Here is a 19796-nt window from a genome sequence, read left to right on the forward strand (position 1 = left end):
ACGCGTAGGCGCTATCCAGATAAAAATCACGTTGCCGAAGTGACCTTCAGGCAACCGGAATTGACGCTACTCCACTACTTTCAGGGACGAACCGTCCCCAACTGCTCCGCCAGCTCGACCGGATCGGTCGTAGGCCGCGCGCAGACGAAATGTCGACACACATACGCCGTGGGGAGCTCGTGCATGAGCGCGCGCTCGGCCAGAAGGGGGAACTCCCCGCCACTGCCGTCCGCCGCCCCCGGCAGACCCGTCGCCACGACCGCACCGGGAGCCGTCCCCAGCAACGCGACCCGGTGCAGCTCGGCCCGCGCCGGATCCTCCGGATGCCCAACCACCGCGACCTCCCGCGGCCCGTCGACCAGCGCCTCGGCGACCGCCAGCCCGTGCCCGATGAAACGCGGAGCGCGCGGCCCGAGCGCGTGCACCACGGCGAGCGCCCGCTCGGCCGCCGTACGGTGCGCCTGCGAACCGGTGTGCGCGGCGTACGAGAGCAGCGCGCCGGCGGCGGCGGTCCAGCCGGAGGGAGCCGCGGTGTCGGTCGGGTCCTGCGGCCGCCTGATCAGCTGCTCCGCGTCATGCGCGGTGTCGTACAGCGAGCCGTCCTCGGCGGTGAACCGGGCCAGCACCAGGTCCACGAGGAACCCGGCGAACTCCAGCCAGACCCCTTCCCCGGTGACGGCCCCCAGCGCCAGGAACCCCTCGGCGACGTCCCCGTAGTCCTCCAGCACCCCGGCGTTGACCCCGACGCGCCCGTCCTTGCTGGTCCGCGCGAGCCGCGCCATCCCGTCCATGTGCACCCGCACGAGGAGGTCGGCGGCCTCCGTGGCCCGCTCGACCAGATCGGGCCGGTCGAAGAAGGCCCCGCACTCGGCGAGGGCCGCGATGGCCAGCCCGTTCCACGCGGCGACGATCTTGTCGTCCCGGCCGGGCGCGGGCCGCGCCTGCCGCGCGGCGAGCAGCCGCTCCTTGAAACCGGCGATCCGGTCGTCACCGATGTCCGGCCCCTGCGCCGGCAGTTGGAGCACGGACATCCCGTGCTCGAAGGTCCCCTCCTCGGTCACCCCGAAACAGGCGGCGGCCAGCTCCCCGTCCTCCTCCCCCAGCACCTCGCGCAACTGGGCGGGAGTCCAGGCGTAGTAGACCCCCTCCACGTGCTTCCCGGTCTCCGGGTCCTCGCTGTCGGCGTCCAGCGCGGAGGCGAAGCCGCCCTCATGGGTGCGCAGTTCGCGGACCATGAAATCGGCGGTCTCCAGCGCGACCCGGCGTGCGAGCTCGTCGCCGGTGGTGCGCCACAGGTGGGCGTAGACCCGGCAGAGCAGCGCATTGTCGTAGAGCATCTTCTCGAAGTGCGGCACGACCCACTCCCGGTCCACGGAGTACCGCGCGAACCCGCCCCCGAGCTGGTCGTAGATCCCGCCGCGCGCCATGGCCTCACACGTATCGGCCGCCATCTCCAGCGCCCCCTCGGACCCGGTCCGGGCGTGGTGGCGCAGCAGGAACTCCAACACCATGGACGGCGGGAACTTCGGCGCCCCGCCGAAGCCGCCGCGCGCAGCGTCGTACTCCCGCACCAGCCCGAGCAGCGCCTGCGCGAGCTCCTCGGGCCCGGGGGTGCCCGCCTTCCCGTAGTCGAGCTGCCGCCCCGCGAGGTCCCGTACGATCCGCTGCGCGACCTCCGCCACCTCCTCGGGCCGCCCCACCCACGCGGTGCGCACGCCTTCGAGCACCTGCATGAAGGAGGGCATCCCGTGCCGGGGCTCGGGCGGGAAGTAGGTCCCGAAGTAGAAGGGCTCGGCGTCGGGGGTGAGGAACACGGTCATGGGCCAGCCGCCCTGCCCGGTGGCGGCCTGCACGGCTTCCATGTAGACGGCGTCGATGTCGGGACGCTCTTCGCGGTCGACCTTGACGTTGACGAAGTGCTCGTTGAGATAGACGGCCGTCAGCTCGTCCTCGAAGGATTCGTTGGCCATGACATGACACCAATGGCAGCTCGAATATCCGACGCTGAGCATCACCGGCACCCCGCGCTCCCGCGCCTCCGCGAAGGCCTCCGGGGACCAGGGCCACCAGTCGACGGGGTTGTCGGCGTGTTGGAGCAGGTACGGGGAGGTCTCGTTCGCGAGGCGGTTCGACATGGGGCCAAATCTATGCGCAGCAAGTCCACCCATGCGACCTGCCACGTCGCTCGCGCAGTTCGGCCGCCCCAGCCCACAACCGCCGCGACCGGTACGGCCCCGTCATCACGAAGTGCTCGTTCATTTGACGTGCACCTTGGCCCGCGGGCCAAGGACTCCTGCCACGGCCACAGGACCGTCTCGGAGGCTTCCTGCTTCATCGCGCTGCGCCGGGCCTCTCGATCCGGTCTTACCTGCGCTCCACGAGGCGTTTAGCCTGTCCGCCCGTCCGGCGGCCAGGGTATTGATTGCTGCGTTCTCGTCCCGGTCATGCACAGCCCCGCACTCTTCGCAGGTCCATTTCCTGACGTTCAGAGGTTTGGGGCCTTCTCTGTGTCCGCATAGGGAGCAGACTTGGGTGGTCGGCTCGAAGCGTCCTATCTTCCCGAAGTACCTGCCATGCTTGGCAGCCTTATACTCCAGCATGCTCACGAACCTCGACCATCCTGCGTCGTGAACCGACTTGGCGAGCCGGGTGCGCAGAAGTCCGGACACAGCGAGGTCTTCCACGTACACCGCTTGATTGTCGCGGATGATTCGTGTCGACACCTTGTGATGCCAGTCCCTACGCTGGTCAGCCACCCGGGCATACTGCCTGGCGACCTTGGTCCGTGCCTTCCCGCGATTCCTTGACCCTCTCGTCTTGCGCGACAGGTCCTGGTGCAGCCTCTTGAGCTTCTTCTCAGCACGTCGCAGGAACTTGGGGGCCACGATCTTCGTGCCGTCAGAGAGCACCGCGAACGTCGCCAGACCCAGATCGATACCAACCTCACTATCCGTCTCCGGCAGAGGGTCGGCATCCACCTTGACGACGAAACTCGCAAAGTGCCGACCTGCCGAATCCTTGACAATCGTCAGGGACGTTGGAGATACGGGCAGGTCCCGCGACCAAGCGACCTTGAGGTCACCCACCCTTGCCACATACAGCAGCCCGTTGCTCTTCAGCCGGAAGGCGCCGGACGTGAACCGAATGGACTGCCGCGTGTCCTTCTTCGACTTGAACCGCGGCGGGCCGACCTTCTTCCCCTTGCGCTTGCCCGCAATCGAATCGAAGAAGGATTTGAACGCAGCATCCAGATCCCGAAGCGACTGCTGCAGCACGACGGCAGAAACCTCACCTAGCCAGGACCTCTCCGCGGTGCGCTTCGCCTGGGTTATGTGGAGTTTGGACATCGCAGCCGAGGCCGGATAGGGCAGCCCCTCCATGTGTGCTTCTTTACGAACACGCAAGCAGTCGTTCCACACCACACGAGCACAGCCGAATGCCCGCGCCAGCGCACCCTGCTGGAAAGCATCCGGATATATCCGGTAGTTATATCGGAGCTGCACAGGAACGACGATAGCCCTGGAATGCGACCCAATGAACGAGACCACCACAAACGTACGAAATTGATCCCTCTGGATCATCGATGACCGCTACTGCCCCACTAGCAACGGCACAAGAGCCTCCAGCCAGGCGTCGCGGGTGCGGGTCCAGGTGGCGGCGCAATCGGCGCGGGCCGGGGTCGCCAGGGATTTGTGGCGGGTCGGGAAGGCGCCCTGGACCGCGCAGCGGTGGGATTCGGCGCGGGTGGCGTCCGGGGCGTGTTCGTCCGTGGGGTCGGGCGTGGGGTCGGCGGCGGCCGACAGGTCGTAGGCGCGGGCCGCCATCAGGAGGGTGTCGTCGCCTTCGGGGTCGCGGGTCAAGAGGGCCACCTGCGCGAAGCGGTCGGCGGCGTCCTCCTCGGCGCGGGCTCCCTCGTCCGGGAGGTCCAGGGCGTCGATGAGGGCGTGGCCCGCCTCGTGGTAGATCGTCTCCCGGACGAGTTCCGAGAGGTCCTCGTCGTCGAAGTGTTCGCGCTGCTCCGCCAGGTCGTCGTAGCAGAGCTCGATGGTGCGGGTGTCCGGGTCGTAGCCGGTGCCTTCGCCGTGGCAGGACTTGGCGCGGACGGTGACCAGGTGGGGGAGGTCGACGTAGTCGTTGAGGTCGGCGAGGGTGAACTCGGCGAGCTGCCAGTTGCGGAGGAACCGGGCGTCGGCCTCGTCGGCCGGCGCGGCCTTCTCGTAGCGGAGCCAGAAGCCGCTGGTGGGCACCGGTTCCGGCGGCAAGAGCCCGCAGGCGGCGGTCGCCAGGAGCAGCGCGATTGCCGTGGCGACCGGTCCCCGAGTTCCCCAACGTCTGGTCATCGATACACCCTATGTGACCGGTTGCGCTCCAACTCCCTCTGAACTAGCTCAGATTCCCTCGCGCTCGCGACCGTACCGAAGGACACTTGTGGCACGTTGCCGGAGCTCTCTGAGGGGGATGCCGATGCGGGACAGTCATCGCGGTGAGGCCGAGCGGCTGCTGGGGCGGGCCGTGGAGGAGGAGTCCCGGCGGGCGGGCGGGGCGGCGGGCACTCCGGAGGCCAAGGCGGCGCTGCTGGCGCGCGGCAGGCAGGCGCTGGACTCGCTCGCGGCGAGCGCGGCCACCGAGTACGAGGCGTACACGCGCGCGCTGGACGAGGCGGCCGCCGGTGACGAGTCGCTCGGCGAGGCCTTCCGGCGGGCCAACATCTCGACCGCGTTGCTGGTCACGGGGGTCGCGGCCGCCGCCGCGATCGTGGCCGACCTGGCCTTCAGCGTGGCGGTCGGTACGGCACTGACCACCGGCGCCGTGGTGGGCGTGGCCGGGGCGACGGCGACCGTGGTCAAGGTGACCGCCCTGCACCTGCCCGCGGCGAACCGGCGGGCCGGGGAGGCGGGCCGGCCGGGTGGCGCGGAGCAGCTCAAGCTGCAGTGGCTGTCGGCGCTGGAGATGCGCGGGATACGCCCCTTCCTGGAGCAGCAGCGCAAGGTGGCGGCGGCGCTGCACGCCCCGCACAAGGTGAACGGGGCGGGCAACGGCGGCTCCGCCCTTCCGTTGCGCGGCGCCAATCGCAGTGCCGAGGCCCGCAGGCGGGCCATATTGGAGCAGTCTTTCGGCCAACTCCCTGCTCTGGAGGGTGCGTTCGTGGGGCGTCGGGCCGAGCTGGCCCGGATCGCGCAGTGGGTGCACAGTGCCCGGGCGAGCACCGAGACGCGGCCGGTGGTCGTGGTGCTGCACGGGGAGCCCGGGGTGGGCCGCACCACGCTCGCGCTGCACGCGGCGCAGGCGCTGCGGGACCAGTTCAGGGGTGCCTGCGTGGTGAACCTGCGCGGCGGGGGCGCCTCCGGGCCCTCGGCGATTCCGCTGCCGACGCGCGAGGCGCTGCTGCACCTGATGAACCGGCTCGGTGCGCCGCGCGAGCAGTTGCTGTTCCGCGAGGGCTCGTCGGCGGAGCAGCAGGTGCGCCGGCTGGGCGAGTTGTACCACCAGCACGTGCAGGGGACCCCGGTGGCGGTGGTCCTGGACGATGCCGTGGACGCCGCGCAGGTACGGATGCTCGTGCCCGAGCGTTCCGAGAGCCTGGTCCTGGTCACGGCCCGGGAGCCGCTGGAGCTGCCTGCCGAGCTGGCGGCCTGGGTGTACCAGTTGCCGGTGACCCGGCTGGCGGAGGAGGCCGGGGCGGAGCTGGTCCGGGCAGCGGGCGCGGGGGCCGAGGGGACGGGTGCCGCGAGGGCGAGCGTCCCGGGGGCGGAGCCGGCCGGCGCAGCCACCGGCGCGGGCGTGGTCGCGCCCGTGGCCCCGTACCCGGAGGAGACCGTACGCGCGCTGCTCGCGCTGGGCGCCGGCCTGCCGCTGGCGTTGCGCGTGCTGGCCCCGTTGGGGGGTGTCGGCGGGGAGTCCGCGGAGCCCGGTGGCTCCCTGGAGGCCGCCCTGGACCTGGCCTACGCGGCCCTGCCCGAGGAGCGGCGCCGGCTGCTGCGCCTTCTGACGCTGGCGGGCCGGGCCTCGCTGGGGGCGGCGGCCGCGGCGGCGCTGATCGACGCGGATCAGGTGGAGGCCGGGCGGCTGCTGCGCGAGCTGGCGCGGGCGGGGCTGCTGGACCACGTGCGCGGGGACCGGTTCCGGATGCACGACGCGGTGCGTGCGTACGCGGCTGCGCGCCTGGCCCAGGACGAGGACCGGGCGGGCGCGGCGGCGGCGCACGAGCGGCTGATCCGTACGTACGCGCAGCTCGCGGACTCGGTGATCCGGATGGTCGACGGGAAGATGTCCACGCGGGCGAACGCCCTGTCCAAGGCGAGCACGGTCGGCGGGCACGGGTTCGCCTCCCTGGACGCGGCCCTGCGCTGGCTGGACGACGAGTCGAGCTTCATCACGGCGGCGCTGCGGCATTCGGAGGGCGTGGACCAGCAGGCCGTACTGGATCTGCTGGGCGCGCTCTGCGACTTCTGCCTGCTGCGCGGTGACCTGTACCGGCTCGGGGAGATCAACGAGCTCACGCAGGCCGTCGACCAGGGTCTGCTGGTCCGCTCGGTGCAGTGGCGTACGGGTATCGCGGCCCGCCAGCTCGGTGAGCTGGACAAGTCGCGGACCACCCTGACGTCTCTGGTCGACCAGTACAAGGAGGCCCGGCAGGAGGCGGGCGCGGGCATGGCCCTGGTCTCGCTCGGGATCACCCTGCACCACCAGGGCAACCTCCCCGAGGCCTCGGCGCGCATCCGCGAGGCGCTGGTGCTGCAGGCCTCGGACGAGCTGGCGGGCGACCGGGCGTGGGGCCTGCACGCGCTCGGCGCGGTGGAGCGCGACCGCGCGCACCTCGCGGAGGCGCTGCGGCTGCTGCGCGAGTCGCTGGGGCTGCACCGGGAGAGCGAGAGCGTGCACGGCGAGGCCTGGGCGCACCTGCAGCTGGGCCAGGTGTACCTGCGTCTGGGCGAGGTGCCGCGTGCGGAGGCGGAGCTGCGGCTGGCGCTGGAGCTGTACGGGCGCACGCGCGACGACCGCGGGCAGGCGTGGGCGCTGACCCAGCTGGGCCGGGCCCGGGTGGTGGACGGGGATCCGGGGCCGGCGCTGGACCGGCTGCGGGACGCGCTGGCCCGGCACCGGGAGGCGGAGGACGCGCGTGGTGAGGCGTGGACGCTGTACTACCTGGGTCAGGCGCTGGAGGAGGCCGGGGAGCGGGACCGGGCGGTGCGGGAGCTGGAGCGGGCCCGCACGATGTTCTCCCGGATGCGGGACGTGTACGGGCTGGCGCACGCCCGCCACCACTCGGGCCGGGTCACGCGCGACCAGCGGGCGGCGCAGACGGGGAACCTGAAGAACTCCGGCTTCGCCCGGCAGCTGCTGGTGGACGCGCGGGCGGACTTCCGGCGGATCGGGCTGGCCCACGGGGAGGCCTGGACCTGTCTGGAGCTGGCGGTGGTGGACGCGGGCAACGGGCGGACCGCGCAGGCGCTGGACCTGTGCGAGGAGGCGGTGCGGCTGTTCATCTCCTACGGGGACCGGCGCGGGGAGGACTGGGCGCGGTTCCTGCGCTGCACGCTCCTGCCGTACGCGCTCCCGGCGGCCCCGGACGAGGCGCGGACGGAGCTGGCGCGGCTGGCGGCGGCCCCGCATCCGATGCGGGACGGTCGGCTGGAGGACTGCCTGGAGTCCTACACGGTGATCCTGGGGCGCGGGGTGGACCCGGCGGAGGGCTGGCAGGCGTGGCGGCTGTCGCTCGTGCCGAACCTGCACTCGCGGGAGATCATGGGCGTCCCGGTGGCCCTGCCGCCGCACTAGCCCGGTGCCGCCTCACCGGCCGGCGCGACCCCACCGGCCGGTGCCACCGCGCCGGCCGGTGCGGCCGTATCGGCCGGTGCCTGCGGGTGCCAGGCGTGCTCCGTGTACGGCCCGTGGCCGGGCCGGTCGCGGTGGTGGGCCAGCCACTGCTCGTAGGCGCCGGCGCCCTGGAGGCGGATCCCCCAGTAGTACATGGGGTCGAGGAAGAGCCGTCCGCCGTACTGGAAGGAGAGCTCGGCGCAGCGGAAGGCGCCGGGCAGGCGGGCGCCGGCGCCGTCGAGGACGTACCGGACGCGGGTGACGGCATGGATGTCGCTGTCGTCGCCGAGGAAGTGCGGGCCGTAGGGGACGACGGCGAACTCGTCGTCGTCCTCGTGCTCCGGCGGGCACCGCGGGGCGTCGGTCCGGCTCAGGGTGAGCTGTCCTTCGCCGCGGACGGCGTCGAGCCGGATGTGGCCGCCGTCGGCCAGGGCCAGGTAGACGGTGGAGCCCAGCGGCCGCACGAGCGGCAGCGGCCCGTCGCGGTCGATGAAGCCGGGCAGCAGGACGTCCCGGACCCCGGCGTCGCGCAGGGGTCCGAAGACGGCCTCGCCGTCGAAGTCCGCGGGGCCGGTGACGGCCGCGGAGCCGGTGACGGCCGGTGGGCCGGCGGAGGTGTTCATCCGGCGATCATGCCCGTGCGAAGGTCCGCCGCCCCACCGGATTCACGGCGCGGCGGCGGTCGCAGGAGGTCCCGTACCGGTGTCGCGGCCCCTACGGGGCGCGCGTGCCCTCCGTCGGGGCGGGCTCGGGGGCTTCCTTGAAGTCGACGCGGCCCATGTGGCGGCTCATCGACTTCATCAGGCCCCACACCCCGAGGGCGAGGGCCGCGAACACGATGAAGCCGAGGAGGCCCGGGGTCACCTTGTTCTTGTCGAAGGTGTCGCCGGCCAGCGGGAGGAGCTGGACGATTGCTGCTTGCGTAGCGCTCATAGCTACGCATTCTCCCGGATGCCCGCGAAGAGGTCGGACTCGGGGAGGGAAGTGTCCACGAGGGACTTCGCGAGCTCGTACTCCTCCGTCGGCCAGACCTCCTTCTGGATCTCCATCGGGACGCGGAACCAGCCGCCGTCGGGGTCGATCTGCGTGGCGTGGGCGATGAGCGCCTTGTCACGGATCTCGAAGAAGTCGGCGCAGGGCACGTGGGTGGTCAGGGTCCGCTCCTTGCGCTCGAACTCCTTCCACCGCTCCAGCCACTCGCCGTACGGGGATTCCAGGCCGCGGGCGAGCAGTGCCTCGTGCAGGGCGATGGTGCGCGGCTTGTTGAAGCCCTGGTTGTAGTAGAGCTTCTGCGGCTGGTACGCCGGGCCGAACTCGGCCTCGGGGTACTTCTCGGTGTCGGCCGCGTGATCGAAGGCCACCATCGTGATCTTGTGGGTCATGATGTGGTCGGGGTGCGGGTAGCCCCCGTTCTCGTCGTACGTGGTGACGGCCTGCGGCCGGAAGGCGCGGATCTTCTTCACCAGGCGGCCGGCCGCCTCGTCGACGTCGGCCAGCGCGAAGCAGCCGTCGGGCAGCGGCGGCAGCGGGTCGCCCTCGGGCAGCCCGGAGTCGACGTATCCCAGCCACTCCTGGTCGACGCCGAGGATCTCGCGCGCCTCGTCCATCTCCTTGGCGCGCACCTCGTGGATGTGCTCCTCGATGTACTTGTCGCCCTGGAGCTTGGGATTGAGGACGGAGCCGCGCTCACCACCCGTGCAGGTCACGACCAGCACGGACACCCCCTCGGACACGTACTTGGCCATGGTGGCCGCGCCCTTGCTCGACTCGTCGTCGGGGTGGGCGTGGACGGCCATCAGTCGAAGCTGCTCGGTCAAGACAGGATCCTCTTTGAGTCGTTCAGGCGGGCGCCTCCTATATTGAATCCTCCCCGATCCTGAGGGTCGGGGATTCCTGGCTCACGTTGGCTGTGGGCCTGCGGCCCCTCAGCTCTTACACGATCAGCACCAGCCGGGTTGAGACCAGCCCGGACCAGCATCACACGGGCGGAATTCTTGTCCCTGGGGGACACAGCTCCACACACGGTGCAGGTGTAGGTACGTTCCGAGAGAGGCAGTGCGTGCTTGGTTCTCGCTCCGCACTGCGCGCAGTCCATCGTGGTGTGCGCGGGATGGACCAGGTGCACGATACGCCCATGCTTGCGAGCCATGTTGATCAGCTCACGCTTGGTGGTGGAGATCGCAGCGTCGGCCGCTTTACCTGCCATGGCGGACTTGGCAAGGAACTTCGGGCGGAAGTCCTCCACAGCAAGGGCGTCGTGATCGCGGACGACCGTCTTGGCCCACTTTCGGGCGCCGTCCTGGCGTTGCCGGGCCACCTGCTTGTAGAGCTTCGCCGTCAATTTCCTCGCCGCCCGACAGCCCCTCGACCCGCGCCTGCCCTTCGCCGGTTTCCGGCGGGCCATCATCCGCTGATAGCGCGCGAGCCTGGCAGCGGCCTTCCTGCCGTGCTCGGCGTGCGGGAGGTCATGGGAGTCGCTCGTGGTGGTCGCGGTCTCCTTCACGCCCCAGTCGATCCCGATCACCGCGCCCGTTCCCGGGAGCGGCTCGGCTTCGGCGGGGACTACGAAGGACGCGTACCAGTGCCCGAGGGTGTCGCGGTAGATCCGCACGCTCGACGGGGCCGCCGGAAGTGCGCGGGACCACACCACGGTGAGGCTGATGCCGCCCGCAAGGTGCAGGCGGCCGTCCTTGATCCGGAAACCGCGCCGGGTGTAGTTCAGGCTCGGATCGGCCTTGGCCTTCTTCTTATACGTGGGCATTCCCGCCCGCTGCCGAATCGGCAATCGGGCCTTCGTGTCTTTCAAGGCCTTGGTGCGGGACTTCCCGAAGTCCCGCACCGACTGCTGCTGCGGAACGCTGCTGCCGTCACCCAACCAGGTGTTGCGGTTGCGGGCTTCAGTCAGCATCTTGTCCAGCCGAGCCGGACCGCACTCCTCATTCTCAGCCCGGGCCTTCCGCGACCGGGCACAGCATTCGTTCCAGACCCACCGGCACCGCGCCCACTCCCCCGACAACCCGGCGAGCGCGGTGGAAGACACGCGGAGCCGGTAGGTGAACCGAGCAAGCCCGGTCTCCTCCTTCTCCTGTCGTGCCGTCATGCGATCAACCTAACCGAGCCCACTGACAATGCCGGAAAGCGCAGATCACGGCAGGCGCGAAAGGAACCGGGGTACTCCGCGTCTACGATGGCGGGACCGCCCTCCCCCGGGCTGGGATTTCCGGTGTTCGCCCCCCTCGAAGGGAACGATCGATGAGCGCGGTACGCGAAGAGCTGCCCCAGGACCGCTACGGCCGGTCGGCGGACCAGCGTGCGGACCGCAAGCTCAAGATCATCGGTTCGGTTCTCGGAGCCGGGCTGCTGGGCATGGTCGGCTGGATCGGCTGGGACTACGTGGCCGGGCAGAGCGTGAGCGCCGAGGTCATCAAGTTCAAGGTCGTCTCCGACTCCGCGGTCGAGGTGCACCTGGAGGTCCGCAAGGGGGCCTCGGAGACCGGGGTGTGCACGCTGAGCTCGCAGGACGAGGGGCACGGCGAGGTGGGCCGCGCCGATTTCACCTTCGCGCAGAAGAGCGGGCGCGTGGACGAGATGGTCACGCTGAAGACCACCGGCAGGGCGACGATGATCGACCTGATCGGCTGTCGCGTGGCGGGTTCCGCGGGCTGACGCCGAGGCGTGCCCCGGCGGGCACGCGAGGAGCGCCCCGGCGGGCACGCGAGGGGTGCCCCGACGGGTGACTCCACGGGTGACCGGACGCAGTTCACACACTTGGCGTCCTCCCCCTTTTCTTCCCGAATTGTTAGGCTCGTGGTTTCGTCCGCCGCTGGCGGCTTTGTTGTCCCTGTACCGACGAGGAGCACCCGTGACCCAGACGAGCGAGAGCGTCACCTGGCTGACCCAGGCGGCGTACGACCAGCTGAAGGCCGAGCTGGAGTACCTCTCTGGTCCCGCACGGTCGGAGATCACGATCAAGATCGCGGCCGCCCGCGAGGAGGGCGACCTCCGTGAGAACGGCGGTTACCACGCGGCCAAGGAGGAGCAGGGCAAGCAGGAGCTCCGCATCCGCCAGCTCACGCAGCTGCTGGAGAAGGCCAAGGTCGGTACGGCTCCCGCCTCCGACGGCGAGGTGGCCCCCGGCACCCTGGTCAAGATCGCCTTCGACGGCGACGAGGACGACACCATGGAGTTCCTGCTGGCCTCGCGCGAGTACGCCTCCTCGGACTTCGAGACCTACTCCCCGCAGTCCCCGCTGGGCTCCGGTGTGATGGGCAAGAAGATCGGCGAGGACGCCCAGTACGAGCTGCCGAACGGCAAGCAGGCCTCGGTCAAGATCCTCGACGTCAAGCCCTTCACCGGCTGATCACCCCCTTTCTTTTCGCACGTCGCCCCGCCGAGCTGCTGCTCGGCGGGGCGAGGTGTTTTCCGGAGGGGGGACGGCTGCCTACGCCGTCGCCGAGCGGTACTTGCGTACGGCGAGGGTGCGGAACACCACGATGATCACAACGGACCAGAGCAGTGAGGCCCACACCGGGTGCTGCATCGGCCAGGCGTCCGACGGCGACACACCCGGGTTGCCGAAGAGTTCTCGGCAGGCCTGCACGGTCGCGCTGAAGGGGTTCCACTCCGCGATGGGCTGGAGCCAGCCCGCCATGTTCTCCGTGGGCACGAAGGCGTTGGAGATGAAGGTGACCGGGAACAGCCAGATCAGCCCGCCCGAGGTGGCCGCCTCCGGGGTCCGCACCGACAGGCCGATCAAGGCGCCGATCCAGGAGAAGGCGTAGCCCAGGAGCAGGAGCAGGAGGAAGCCCGCGAGCGCCTTCGGTACGCCCTCGTGGATGCGCCAGCCCACGAGGAGCGCCACGATCGCCAGGACGACCATGGTCAGGGCGGTCTGCACGAGGTCGGCGAGGGTGCGGCCGGTGAGGACCGCGCCGCGGGCCATCGGCAGCGACCGGAAGCGGTCGATCAGGCCCTTGTGCATGTCGTCGGCGATGCCCGCGCCGGCTCCGGCGGTGGCGAAGGTGACGGTCTGCGCGAAGATGCCGGCCATCAGGAAGTTGCGGTAGTCGCTGGCGCTGGTGGAGCCGCCGATCATCATCGAGCCGCCGAAGACGTAGCTGAACAGCACGACGAACATGATCGGCTGGATCAGCCCGAAGATGACCATCTCGGGGATGCGGGACATGCGGATCAGGTTCCGCTTGGCCATCACCAGGGAGTCGTTGACCCCCTGGACGATGCCGCCGCGCGGGCGGGGAGCCGCCGACTCCGGGGTCGTGGAGGTGAGGGTCACTTCGCCACCTCCTTACGGTCCTTGCGGCTGCCCGCCGACTTCGCGGCCTTCGCGGCCTTCGCGTCGGCGGGGGCCTCTCCGTTCTCCTCGGCGGCCAGTTCCGCCGCGTGGCCGGTCAGGGAGATGAACACGTCGTCCAGGGTGGGACGGCGCAGGCCGATGTCGTCGATCTCGATGCCGCGTCCGTCGAGTTCACGGATGACCTCGGCGAGCAGCTTGGCGCCGCCGGAGACCGGCACGGTCAGCTTGCGGGTGTGCTCCTCGACGGTGGTCTCGCCCTTGCCGAAGCCGGCGAGGACCTCGCGCGCGGTGGCTATGTGCTCGCGCTCGTGCACGACGACCTCGACGCGCTCGCCACCCGTCCGGGCCTTGAGCTCGTCGGAGGTGCCGCGCGCGATGACCCGGCCGTGGTCGACCACGGCGATGTCGTGCGCGAGGTGGTCGGCCTCCTCCAGGTACTGGGTGGTGAGGAGGAGGGTGGTGCCGCCGGCGACGAGTTCCTGGATGATCCCCCACAGCTGCTGACGGTTGCGCGGGTCGAGGCCGGTGGTGGGCTCGTCCATGAACATCACGGGCGGGCTGACCACGAGGGCCGCCGCGAGGTCGAGGCGCCTGCGCATGCCGCCGGAGTACGTCTTGGCGGTGCGGTCGGCGGCGTCGCCGAGGTTGAAGCGCTCCAGCAGTTCGTCGGCCCGGGCCTTCGCCGCCTTGGCGCCCATCTGGTAGAGCCGGCCGACCATTTGGAGGTTTTCCCGGCCGGTGAGGTATTCGTCGACGGCGGCGAACTGGCCGGAGAGGCCGATCGAACGCCGGACTTCGTTGGGGTGCTTGAGGACGTCGATCCCGGCCACCACCGCCTTGCCGCTGTCGGGCTGGAGGAGGGTGGTCAGGACGCGTACGGTCGTGGTCTTGCCCGCGCCGTTGGGGCCGAGCAGACCGAGGACCGTGCCTTCGGGTACATCGAGGTCAACGCCGTCCAGAGCCCGTACGTCGCCGAAGGTCTTGACCAGACCTTCGGCGTAGATGGCGCCTGGCATATGGGTACTCCCAGTGCGAATCGAACCGGTTGAATCGTGACATTCCTACGCGAATCCTATGGGCGCCGAGCCGACCTCGCTCGGCCGAACGGGCGACACCGTATCGCGTCATATCGCGTCTCGCCACCGGTTCGGGGCGGGGACCCTCGCGTCAGCTCATGACCTGCTAGCCCATGACCTTGTACCCCGCGCCGTGCAGCGCCCGCGCTACTTCCGCGCAGTGCTTCGGCCCCTTCGTCTCCAGGTGCAGCTCCACCTCCACCTCGGTGAGCCCCAGCCGCGGGTCCGTCCGCACATGGCTCACGTCCAACACGTTCGCATCCACCACTGACAACTCCCCCAGCAGACCGGCCAGTGCCCCCGGCCGGTCGGTCACCCGCAGCCGCAGCGACAGGTAGCGGCCGGCCGCCGCCATGCCGTGGCGCAGGATCCGCTGCAGCAGCAGCGGGTCGACGTTGCCGCCGGACAGCACGGCCACCACCGGGCCGTCGCCGTACAGTTCGGGCTCGCTCAGCAGCGCGGCCACCGGGCTGCACCCGGCCGGCTCGACCACCATCTTCGCCCGCTCCAGGCAGAGCAACAGCGCGCTGGAGAGCGCGTCTTCGGACACCGTACGGACGCCGTCGAGCAGCTCGCCAATGATTTTGAAGGGGATGTCGCCGGGCCGGCCCACCTTGATGCCGTCCGCCATCGTGTTCGGGTTGTCGATGGACACCGGGTGCCCGACCTTCAGCGAGGGCGGGTACGCGGCCGCGCCCGCCGCCTGCACTCCGATCACCCGGACGTCCGGGCGCAGCGCCTTCACCGCGACCGCCACCCCGGCGGCGAGCCCGCCGCCGCCGATGCCGACCAGGATCGTGCGCACCTCGGGGCACTGCTCCAGGATCTCCAGACCGACCGTGCCCTGGCCCGCGATGATGTCGCGGTGGTCGAAGGGGTGGATGAACACGGCGCCCGTGCGGTCCGCGTACTCCTGTGCCGCGGCCAGCGTCTCGTCCACGACCTGCCCGTGCATCCGCACCTCGGCGCCGTAGTCCTGGGTCGCGGCCACCTTCGGCAGGGGCGCCCCGACCGGCATGAACACGGTCGAGCGGACCCCGAGGAGGGAGGAGGCCAGTGCCACGCCCTGGGCGTGGTTGCCGGCGCTGGCGGCGACGACCCCGGCGGCCCGCTGCTCGGGGCGCAGGCCCGCGATGCGCACGTACGCCCCGCGCAGCTTGAAGGAGCCGGTGCGCTGGAGGTTCTCGCACTTGAAGTGGACCGGGGAGCCGGTCAGCGAGGAGAGGTACCGGCTGCCCTCCATCGCGGTCACCCGGGAAACGCCGGAGAGCATCTTCTGGGCCCCCCGGACGTCGTCGAGGATGACCTGCGGGACGGGCTGCGGCACTCGGTAGTTCATGCGGCCAGTCTCGCAGCCGGTCCGCCGCGCACTCCGCTGAGCTGGGCGGGACGGGTGAGCGGCGGGGCCGCGGGGGCGCTCGCGGCAGGGGCGCGGGAGCCGGGAGGGGCTGGAGGGGGCGGTGTGGGAGCCGGGAGGAAGGACGGGATGGAGGCGGGATGGAGCCCGGAGGAAGGCGGGCCCGAGCGGCGGAATCTCGCCATGCGGGACGGCTCGTAGTCGCCGTTTCAGCGCTGTCGTATCAGTTCTCGTACGAGGAGTACGAGCCGTCGCACGGCCGCGTACTCTGTCCCCCATCCTTGTCGGCCCCATGCGAAGAGAGCCCACGGCCATGCCCTCCACCCCGGCCAGTTCCGACCTGCCCGCGCCGGCCGGCGCGCCCGCCGAAGCCGGTCTCCTCGACGCGCTCCAGCACCAGGTGGCGGTCTTCGCCCGGCGCGCCGAGCAGACCCGCCTGGGCGGGGTGGGCCAGGCCCGCAACTCCATGGACCGGGCCGCGTACCTGCTGCTGAACCGGCTCGACCTGGAAGGCCCGATGGGCGTCAAGGCGCTCGCCGGCGGGATGGGCATCGACTCCTCCACCGTCACCCGCCAGGTCGCCCCGCTCGTCGACAGCGGCCTGGTCAAGCGGACCTCGCACCCCGAGGACGGGCGGGCCGTCGTGCTCGCGCTGTCCCCGCGCGGGCTGGCGCGGCTGGAGGAGGTCCGCTCCTCGCGGCGCGAGCTGATGGCCCGGGTGACGGACGGCTGGGACGAGCAGGAGCGCGAGGCGTTCACCGGTCTGCTGACCCGTTTCAACGTCTCGCTGTCCGAGCTGATGTCGGCCGGCTCCGAGCCCGGTTCCGAGGCCGGCCCCGCCTCCTAGGGCCGTCCCTGGCGCCCGACCCCTTCCGAGGCGGTCCCTCCGGCAGCAGTATGTGGTTGTGGACCACGGACCGGGCCCCTACGCGGAGTTCGAAGCCTTCGTCGCGGGTGCGGCGGGGCGGCTCCTGCGCGTCGCGATCCTGCTGACGGCGGAGCCCGCGACGAGCACGGCCGACGCACGGTCGGACACCCGGTCCGGCGATCCGGCAGGCGATCCGGCCGGCGATCAGGCCGGCGCCCCGGCTCCCTCCGACACCATCGCCGCGGCCGAAGCCCCCGCCGCGCGCGGGCTGCTCGGCGGCGCACTGGCCCGTACGTACGCGAACTGGCGCAGGCTGCGCGGGGACGACCCGTACGACCACACCCGCCAGGAGCTGTGCGCCGCCTTCGCCCGCACCGGCCGCCGCCACCACGGGGGCAGCGGGGTGCTCGGGCGGCTGTCCCCGCTGGAGCGGCTCGTCGTGGTGCTGCGGCTCTACGAAGGGGTCGCGGAGGAAGTCACGGCCGCGCAGCTGGGGCTGGCGCCCGAGCGGGTGCGGGCCCTGTGCGACCGGGCCGTCGCCCAGCTGCGCGTACGCCCCTCGGCCGCCCCCGGTCCCCGGCCGGACGCCCGCCGCAAGGAGGCGGCATGAGTCGCCCCGATCCCAGGGAAGACCAGGTCAAGCGACTGCTGGAGGGCCCGTACCCGGTGGTGCCGCCCGATCTGGCGGCGGGCGCGGCCGCGCGCGGCGACCGGCTGCTGCGCCGCCGCAGGGCCGTGCAGCGGGCCGGCTGGGCCCTGCTGTGGGCGGTGGTGGTGGCCTTCGTGGTGTGGGCCTCGCTGACCGGCGCCTGGTCGACGCCTTCGAGCGAGGTCTCCCCGCCCTGGTAGGACGGGGAGACCCGGTGCGTGCGGCGTACGGGCCGGCTAGCCCAGCGCCTGCGCGAGGTCGGCCAGCAGGTCGTCGGCGTTCTCGATGCCGACCGACAGGCGGACCAGGTCGCCCGGGACCTCCAGGGCCGAGCCGGCCACCGAGGCGTGGGTCATGCGGCCCGGGTGCTCGATGAGGGACTCGACGCCGCCGAGGGACTCGCCGAGGGTGAAGATCTTGGTCCGGTCGCAGAGCGCGACGGCCTCCTCCTCGCCGCCGGTGACGCGGAAGGAGATCATGCCGCCGAAGTTGCGCATCTGCTTGGCGGCGATCTCGTGGCCCGGGTGCTCGGGCAGGCCCGGGTAGAGGACCGTGTGGACCTTCGGGTGGCGCACCAGCATCTCGGCGATCTTGCCCGCGTTCTCCGCGTGCCGGTCCATGCGGACGGCCAGCGTCTTGATGCCGCGCAGCACCAGCCAGGAGTCGAAGGGACCGGCCACCGCGCCCATGGCGTTCTGGTGGTAGGCCAGTTCCTCGCCCAGCGCCGCGTCCGCGGCGACGAGCGCGCCGCCGACGACGTCGGAGTGGCCGCCCATGTACTTGGTCAGCGAGTGCACGACCACGTCCGCGCCGAGCGCGAGGGGCTGCTGCAGGTAGGGGGACGCGAAGGTGTTGTCCACGACCAGCTTGGCGCCGGCCGTCCGCGCGATGTCGGCGACGACGGCGATGTCCGTGATGCCGAGCAGCGGGTTGGAGGGGGTCTCGACCCAGATGACCTTGGTCTTCGGGGTGATCGCCGCGCGCACCGACGCCGGGTCGGAGGTGTCGGCGACCGACCACTCGACGCCCCAGCGGGAGACGACCTTGGCGAAGAGGCGGAAGGTGCCGCCGTACGCGTCGTTCGGGATGACCACGTGGTCGCCCGGGGAGAGCAGCGTACGCAGCAGGCAGTCCTCGGCGGCGAGCCCGGACGCGAAGGCGAGGCCGCGCCGGCCGCCCTCCAGCGCCGCGAGGTTCTCCTCCAGCGCGGTACGGGTCGGGTTGCCGCTGCGGCTGTACTCGTAGCCGCCGCGCAGTCCGCCGACGCCGTCCTGCTTGTACGTGGACACCTGGTAGATCGGGGGTACGACCGCGCCGGTCAGCGGGTCCGCCGTATTGCCCGCGTGGATGGCGCGGGTCTCGAAGCTCTGGTGCTCGTGGCTGTCGTCGCTCATGAACCCGATGCTATGCCCCGTCCGGCCCCCGCGCGGCCCCGCCTCCGGGGTGCGAACAGGGGTCCGCGAAGGGGGCCGGGGAGGGGCCCGGGGAGGGGTCTGCGGAGGGGCCCGGGCGGAAGACCGATTCGCGTCCTCCTTTGCCTCCTATTGGCCATTCCCGGGGTGGGTCTGGTTCGCTGGGGGGATGGAGATTCTGTGGTTCCTGCTCGCTATGGCGCTGCTCTTGGCCGCCGTCGGACCGATCCTGCGGCGCAGGCGCGGCGGACTGCGCTTGGTCGCGCCCGAGAGCCCGGACGCCGCCGACCCGGCGGACTACGGATTCGCCCTCCAGGAAGAGCTCGACATCAGGGTCCCCGGCCCCGACCAGGACCTCATGGACGCCCTCGATCACGTGCGGCGGACCGGGCAGTGGCAGGCCGCCTCCCAGCTGCTGGCCGGCACCTCCCGGGACGGCGAGGTGCGCTGGCAGCGCGTCCAGGCCTTCGCCGGCTCGGCGGCGCTGGAGCTCTCCCAGGAGCCCGGGGCCGGGGCGCGGTGGCTGAAGGCGTGGCGGCTGGAGGCCCCGAAGGACGCGGGCGGCGCGCAGGTGCACGCCGAGCTGCTGGCGCAGCAGATGTGGCGGCGCCCGGAGGGCATGAGCGAGGCCGACGTACGGATCATCGCGGAGGAGGCCCGGGAGTCCTGCCAGAGGGCCGCGCTGCTCGCCCCGGGCGACCCGGTCCCGTACATCGTCGAGCTGTCCGTGGCCCGCATGCTGCACTACTCGGAGCCCGAGTACGACGCCCTGTGGGCGAAGATCATCGACCGGGCGCCGCAGCACATGGGCGCGCACCTGGCGGCGCTGAACTACTGGTGCGAGAAGTGGCACGGCTCCCGGGAGAAGGCCGACGCCTTCACCCACCACGCGGCGGCCCGCGCCCCGCAGGGCTCCCTGCTGGCGGCGCTGCCGCTGTTCGCGCTCTACGAGCACGTCCCGGACGTCGTCCTGATCCGCAGCTTCCACCAGAGCGCGTCCGTGACCCGGGCGGTGGAGGGCGCGCTGTACGCGGTCCACAGCACGCGTCCCGACGACCCGATGCTGGCGCACGTACGCCACCTGCTCATCCTCTTCCTGGTCGGCGGCGAGCGCTGGGCGGAGGCGATGGACCAGATCCGCCACGTCGACGGCTACGTGGGCGCCCTCCCCTGGTCCGCCGACCCGGACCCGGCGGCCTCGTACGCCGTCTACCGCGCCCTGGCGGTGGCCGGCTACGAAGCCAACGGCGGCTCCCCGGCGACGCTGCCGCACTGACTCCTTCTCGACGCGTCCCTCGCACC

18 protein-coding genes are annotated in these 19796 nt (G+C 71.4%); 7 read left to right on the plus strand and 11 right to left on the minus strand.

The features are described 5' to 3' along the window. Positions 1-80 precede the first annotated feature (80 nt). From OHA37_RS13945 to OHA37_RS13955, 3 genes are all read right to left on the minus strand, one after another. Positions 81-2135, minus strand: coding sequence for a thioredoxin domain-containing protein (locus OHA37_RS13945; protein ID WP_266905119.1), 2055 nt, complete (start codon positions 2133-2135; stop codon positions 81-83). Positions 2136-2255: 120 nt separating this feature from the next. Beyond that, complete coding sequence (locus tag OHA37_RS13950) at positions 2256-3503, minus strand: RNA-guided endonuclease InsQ/TnpB family protein (protein WP_266905121.1); 1248 nt, start codon at positions 3501-3503, stop codon at positions 2256-2258. Positions 3504-3590: 87 nt separating this feature from the next. Next, positions 3591-4340 (minus strand): DUF4344 domain-containing metallopeptidase, encoded by a 750-nt coding sequence (locus OHA37_RS13955; RefSeq protein ID WP_266905123.1) that lies wholly within the window; start codon positions 4338-4340, stop codon positions 3591-3593. A 124-nt stretch (positions 4341-4464) separates the two neighbouring features. Here OHA37_RS13955 and OHA37_RS13960 point away from each other — a divergent pair, with 124 nt between their 5' ends. Then, positions 4465-7779 carry a tetratricopeptide repeat protein gene (locus OHA37_RS13960; RefSeq protein ID WP_266905125.1) on the plus strand — a complete coding sequence of 1105 codons (3315 nt, stop codon included), beginning with the start codon at positions 4465-4467 and terminating at the stop codon, positions 7777-7779. Here OHA37_RS13960 and OHA37_RS13965 read toward each other — a convergent pair. The 4 genes from OHA37_RS13965 to OHA37_RS13980 all read right to left on the minus strand — a co-directional run bounded on the left by OHA37_RS13965 (position 7776) and on the right by OHA37_RS13980 (position 10918). Further along, the gene (locus tag OHA37_RS13965; RefSeq protein WP_266905127.1) at positions 7776-8441 is read right to left on the minus strand and encodes a hypothetical protein; all 666 of its coding nucleotides are present in this window, start codon (positions 8439-8441) and stop codon (positions 7776-7778) included. The two genes, OHA37_RS13960 and OHA37_RS13965, sit on opposite strands and share 4 nt — an antisense overlap. A gap of 91 nt (positions 8442-8532) precedes the next feature. Beyond that, positions 8533-8751 (minus strand): hypothetical protein, encoded by a 219-nt coding sequence (locus OHA37_RS13970; protein ID WP_266905129.1) that lies wholly within the window; start codon positions 8749-8751, stop codon positions 8533-8535. A gap of 2 nt (positions 8752-8753) precedes the next feature. Then, the gene (mca, locus tag OHA37_RS13975) at positions 8754-9635 is read right to left on the minus strand and encodes a mycothiol conjugate amidase Mca (RefSeq protein ID WP_266905131.1); all 882 of its coding nucleotides are present in this window, start codon (positions 9633-9635) and stop codon (positions 8754-8756) included. Then, the gene (locus tag OHA37_RS13980; RefSeq protein WP_266905133.1) at positions 9632-10918 is read right to left on the minus strand and encodes an RNA-guided endonuclease InsQ/TnpB family protein; all 1287 of its coding nucleotides are present in this window, start codon (positions 10916-10918) and stop codon (positions 9632-9634) included. The genes mca and OHA37_RS13980 overlap by 4 nt, the downstream gene beginning before the upstream one ends. 152 nt (positions 10919-11070) lie before the next feature. On the opposite strand from OHA37_RS13980, the gene OHA37_RS13985 reads away from it, so the two are divergent. Continuing rightward, on the plus strand, positions 11071-11484 hold the full coding sequence (locus tag OHA37_RS13985; RefSeq protein ID WP_266905135.1) for a DUF4307 domain-containing protein: 414 nt from the start codon (positions 11071-11073) through the stop codon (positions 11482-11484). Positions 11485-11680: 196 nt separating this feature from the next. Further along, entirely contained in the window at positions 11681-12178 is a 498-nt protein-coding gene (gene greA / locus OHA37_RS13990) for a transcription elongation factor GreA (protein WP_266905137.1), read from the plus strand. 81 nt (positions 12179-12259) lie between these two features. Here the strand turns inward: greA and OHA37_RS13995 are convergent, their stop codons facing one another. The 3 genes from OHA37_RS13995 to ilvA all read right to left on the minus strand — a co-directional run bounded on the left by OHA37_RS13995 (position 12260) and on the right by ilvA (position 15547). Beyond that, a complete protein-coding gene (locus OHA37_RS13995) occupies positions 12260-13111 on the minus strand; it encodes an ABC transporter permease (RefSeq protein WP_266905139.1) in 852 nt (283 codons plus the stop codon). Further along, positions 13108-14148, minus strand: a complete 1041-nt coding sequence (locus tag OHA37_RS14000; protein WP_266905141.1) for an ATP-binding cassette domain-containing protein — start codon at positions 14146-14148, stop codon at positions 13108-13110. The genes OHA37_RS13995 and OHA37_RS14000 overlap by 4 nt, the downstream gene beginning before the upstream one ends. Before the next feature lie 166 nt (positions 14149-14314). Further along, positions 14315-15547 carry a threonine ammonia-lyase gene (gene ilvA, locus OHA37_RS14005; protein WP_266905143.1) on the minus strand — a complete coding sequence of 411 codons (1233 nt, stop codon included), beginning with the start codon at positions 15545-15547 and terminating at the stop codon, positions 14315-14317. A 331-nt stretch (positions 15548-15878) separates the two neighbouring features. On the opposite strand from ilvA, the gene OHA37_RS14010 reads away from it, so the two are divergent. The 3 genes from OHA37_RS14010 to OHA37_RS14020 are packed head-to-tail and all read left to right on the plus strand — an operon-like array spanning position 15879 to position 17282. Beyond that, positions 15879-16412 carry a MarR family winged helix-turn-helix transcriptional regulator gene (locus OHA37_RS14010; RefSeq protein WP_266912767.1) on the plus strand — a complete coding sequence of 178 codons (534 nt, stop codon included), beginning with the start codon at positions 15879-15881 and terminating at the stop codon, positions 16410-16412. Positions 16413-16470: 58 nt separating this feature from the next. Further along, on the plus strand, positions 16471-17043 hold the full coding sequence (locus OHA37_RS14015; protein WP_266905145.1) for a sigma factor-like helix-turn-helix DNA-binding protein: 573 nt from the start codon (positions 16471-16473) through the stop codon (positions 17041-17043). Continuing rightward, positions 17040-17282 carry a hypothetical protein gene (locus tag OHA37_RS14020; RefSeq protein ID WP_266905147.1) on the plus strand — a complete coding sequence of 81 codons (243 nt, stop codon included), beginning with the start codon at positions 17040-17042 and terminating at the stop codon, positions 17280-17282. Before OHA37_RS14015 ends, OHA37_RS14020 begins: the two co-directional genes overlap by 4 nt. Before the next feature lie 36 nt (positions 17283-17318). Here the strand turns inward: OHA37_RS14020 and OHA37_RS14025 are convergent, their stop codons facing one another. Then, on the minus strand, positions 17319-18476 hold the full coding sequence (locus tag OHA37_RS14025; RefSeq protein WP_266905149.1) for a cystathionine gamma-synthase: 1158 nt from the start codon (positions 18474-18476) through the stop codon (positions 17319-17321). Between the two features lie 187 nt (positions 18477-18663). On the opposite strand from OHA37_RS14025, the gene OHA37_RS14030 reads away from it, so the two are divergent. Then, a complete protein-coding gene (locus OHA37_RS14030) occupies positions 18664-19770 on the plus strand; it encodes a hypothetical protein (protein ID WP_266905151.1) in 1107 nt (368 codons plus the stop codon). Positions 19771-19796: the final 26 nt, after the last annotated feature.

It is taken from the genome of Streptomyces sp. NBC_00335, from assembly GCF_036127095.1.
GTDB lineage: Bacteria > Actinomycetota > Actinomycetes > Streptomycetales > Streptomycetaceae > Streptomyces.

Bases quoted from the DNA above. Each gene is read 5' to 3' on its own strand.
- OHA37_RS13945 (WP_266905119.1), bottom strand. From the start codon at position 2,135: ATGTCGAACCGCCTCGCGAACGAGACCTCCCCGTACCTGCTCCAACAC.
- OHA37_RS13955 (WP_266905123.1), bottom strand. From the start codon at position 4,340: ATGACCAGACGTTGGGGAACTCGGGGACCGGTCGCCACGGCAATCGCG.
- OHA37_RS13960 (WP_266905125.1), top strand. From the start codon at position 4,465: ATGCGGGACAGTCATCGCGGTGAGGCCGAGCGGCTGCTGGGGCGGGCC.
- OHA37_RS13965 (WP_266905127.1), bottom strand. From the start codon at position 8,441: ATGAACACCTCCGCCGGCCCACCGGCCGTCACCGGCTCCGCGGCCGTC.
- OHA37_RS13970 (WP_266905129.1), bottom strand. From the start codon at position 8,751: ATGAGCGCTACGCAAGCAGCAATCGTCCAGCTCCTCCCGCTGGCCGGC.
- OHA37_RS13980 (WP_266905133.1), bottom strand. From the start codon at position 10,918: ATGACGGCACGACAGGAGAAGGAGGAGACCGGGCTTGCTCGGTTCACC.
- OHA37_RS13985 (WP_266905135.1), top strand. From the start codon at position 11,071: ATGAGCGCGGTACGCGAAGAGCTGCCCCAGGACCGCTACGGCCGGTCG.
- OHA37_RS14000 (WP_266905141.1), bottom strand. From the start codon at position 14,148: ATGCCAGGCGCCATCTACGCCGAAGGTCTGGTCAAGACCTTCGGCGAC.
- ilvA (WP_266905143.1), bottom strand. From the start codon at position 15,547: ATGAACTACCGAGTGCCGCAGCCCGTCCCGCAGGTCATCCTCGACGAC.
- OHA37_RS14010 (WP_266912767.1), top strand. From the start codon at position 15,879: ATGCCCTCCACCCCGGCCAGTTCCGACCTGCCCGCGCCGGCCGGCGCG.
- OHA37_RS14020 (WP_266905147.1), top strand. From the start codon at position 17,040: ATGAGTCGCCCCGATCCCAGGGAAGACCAGGTCAAGCGACTGCTGGAG.
- OHA37_RS14025 (WP_266905149.1), bottom strand. From the start codon at position 18,476: ATGAGCGACGACAGCCACGAGCACCAGAGCTTCGAGACCCGCGCCATC.
- OHA37_RS14030 (WP_266905151.1), top strand. From the start codon at position 18,664: ATGGAGATTCTGTGGTTCCTGCTCGCTATGGCGCTGCTCTTGGCCGCC.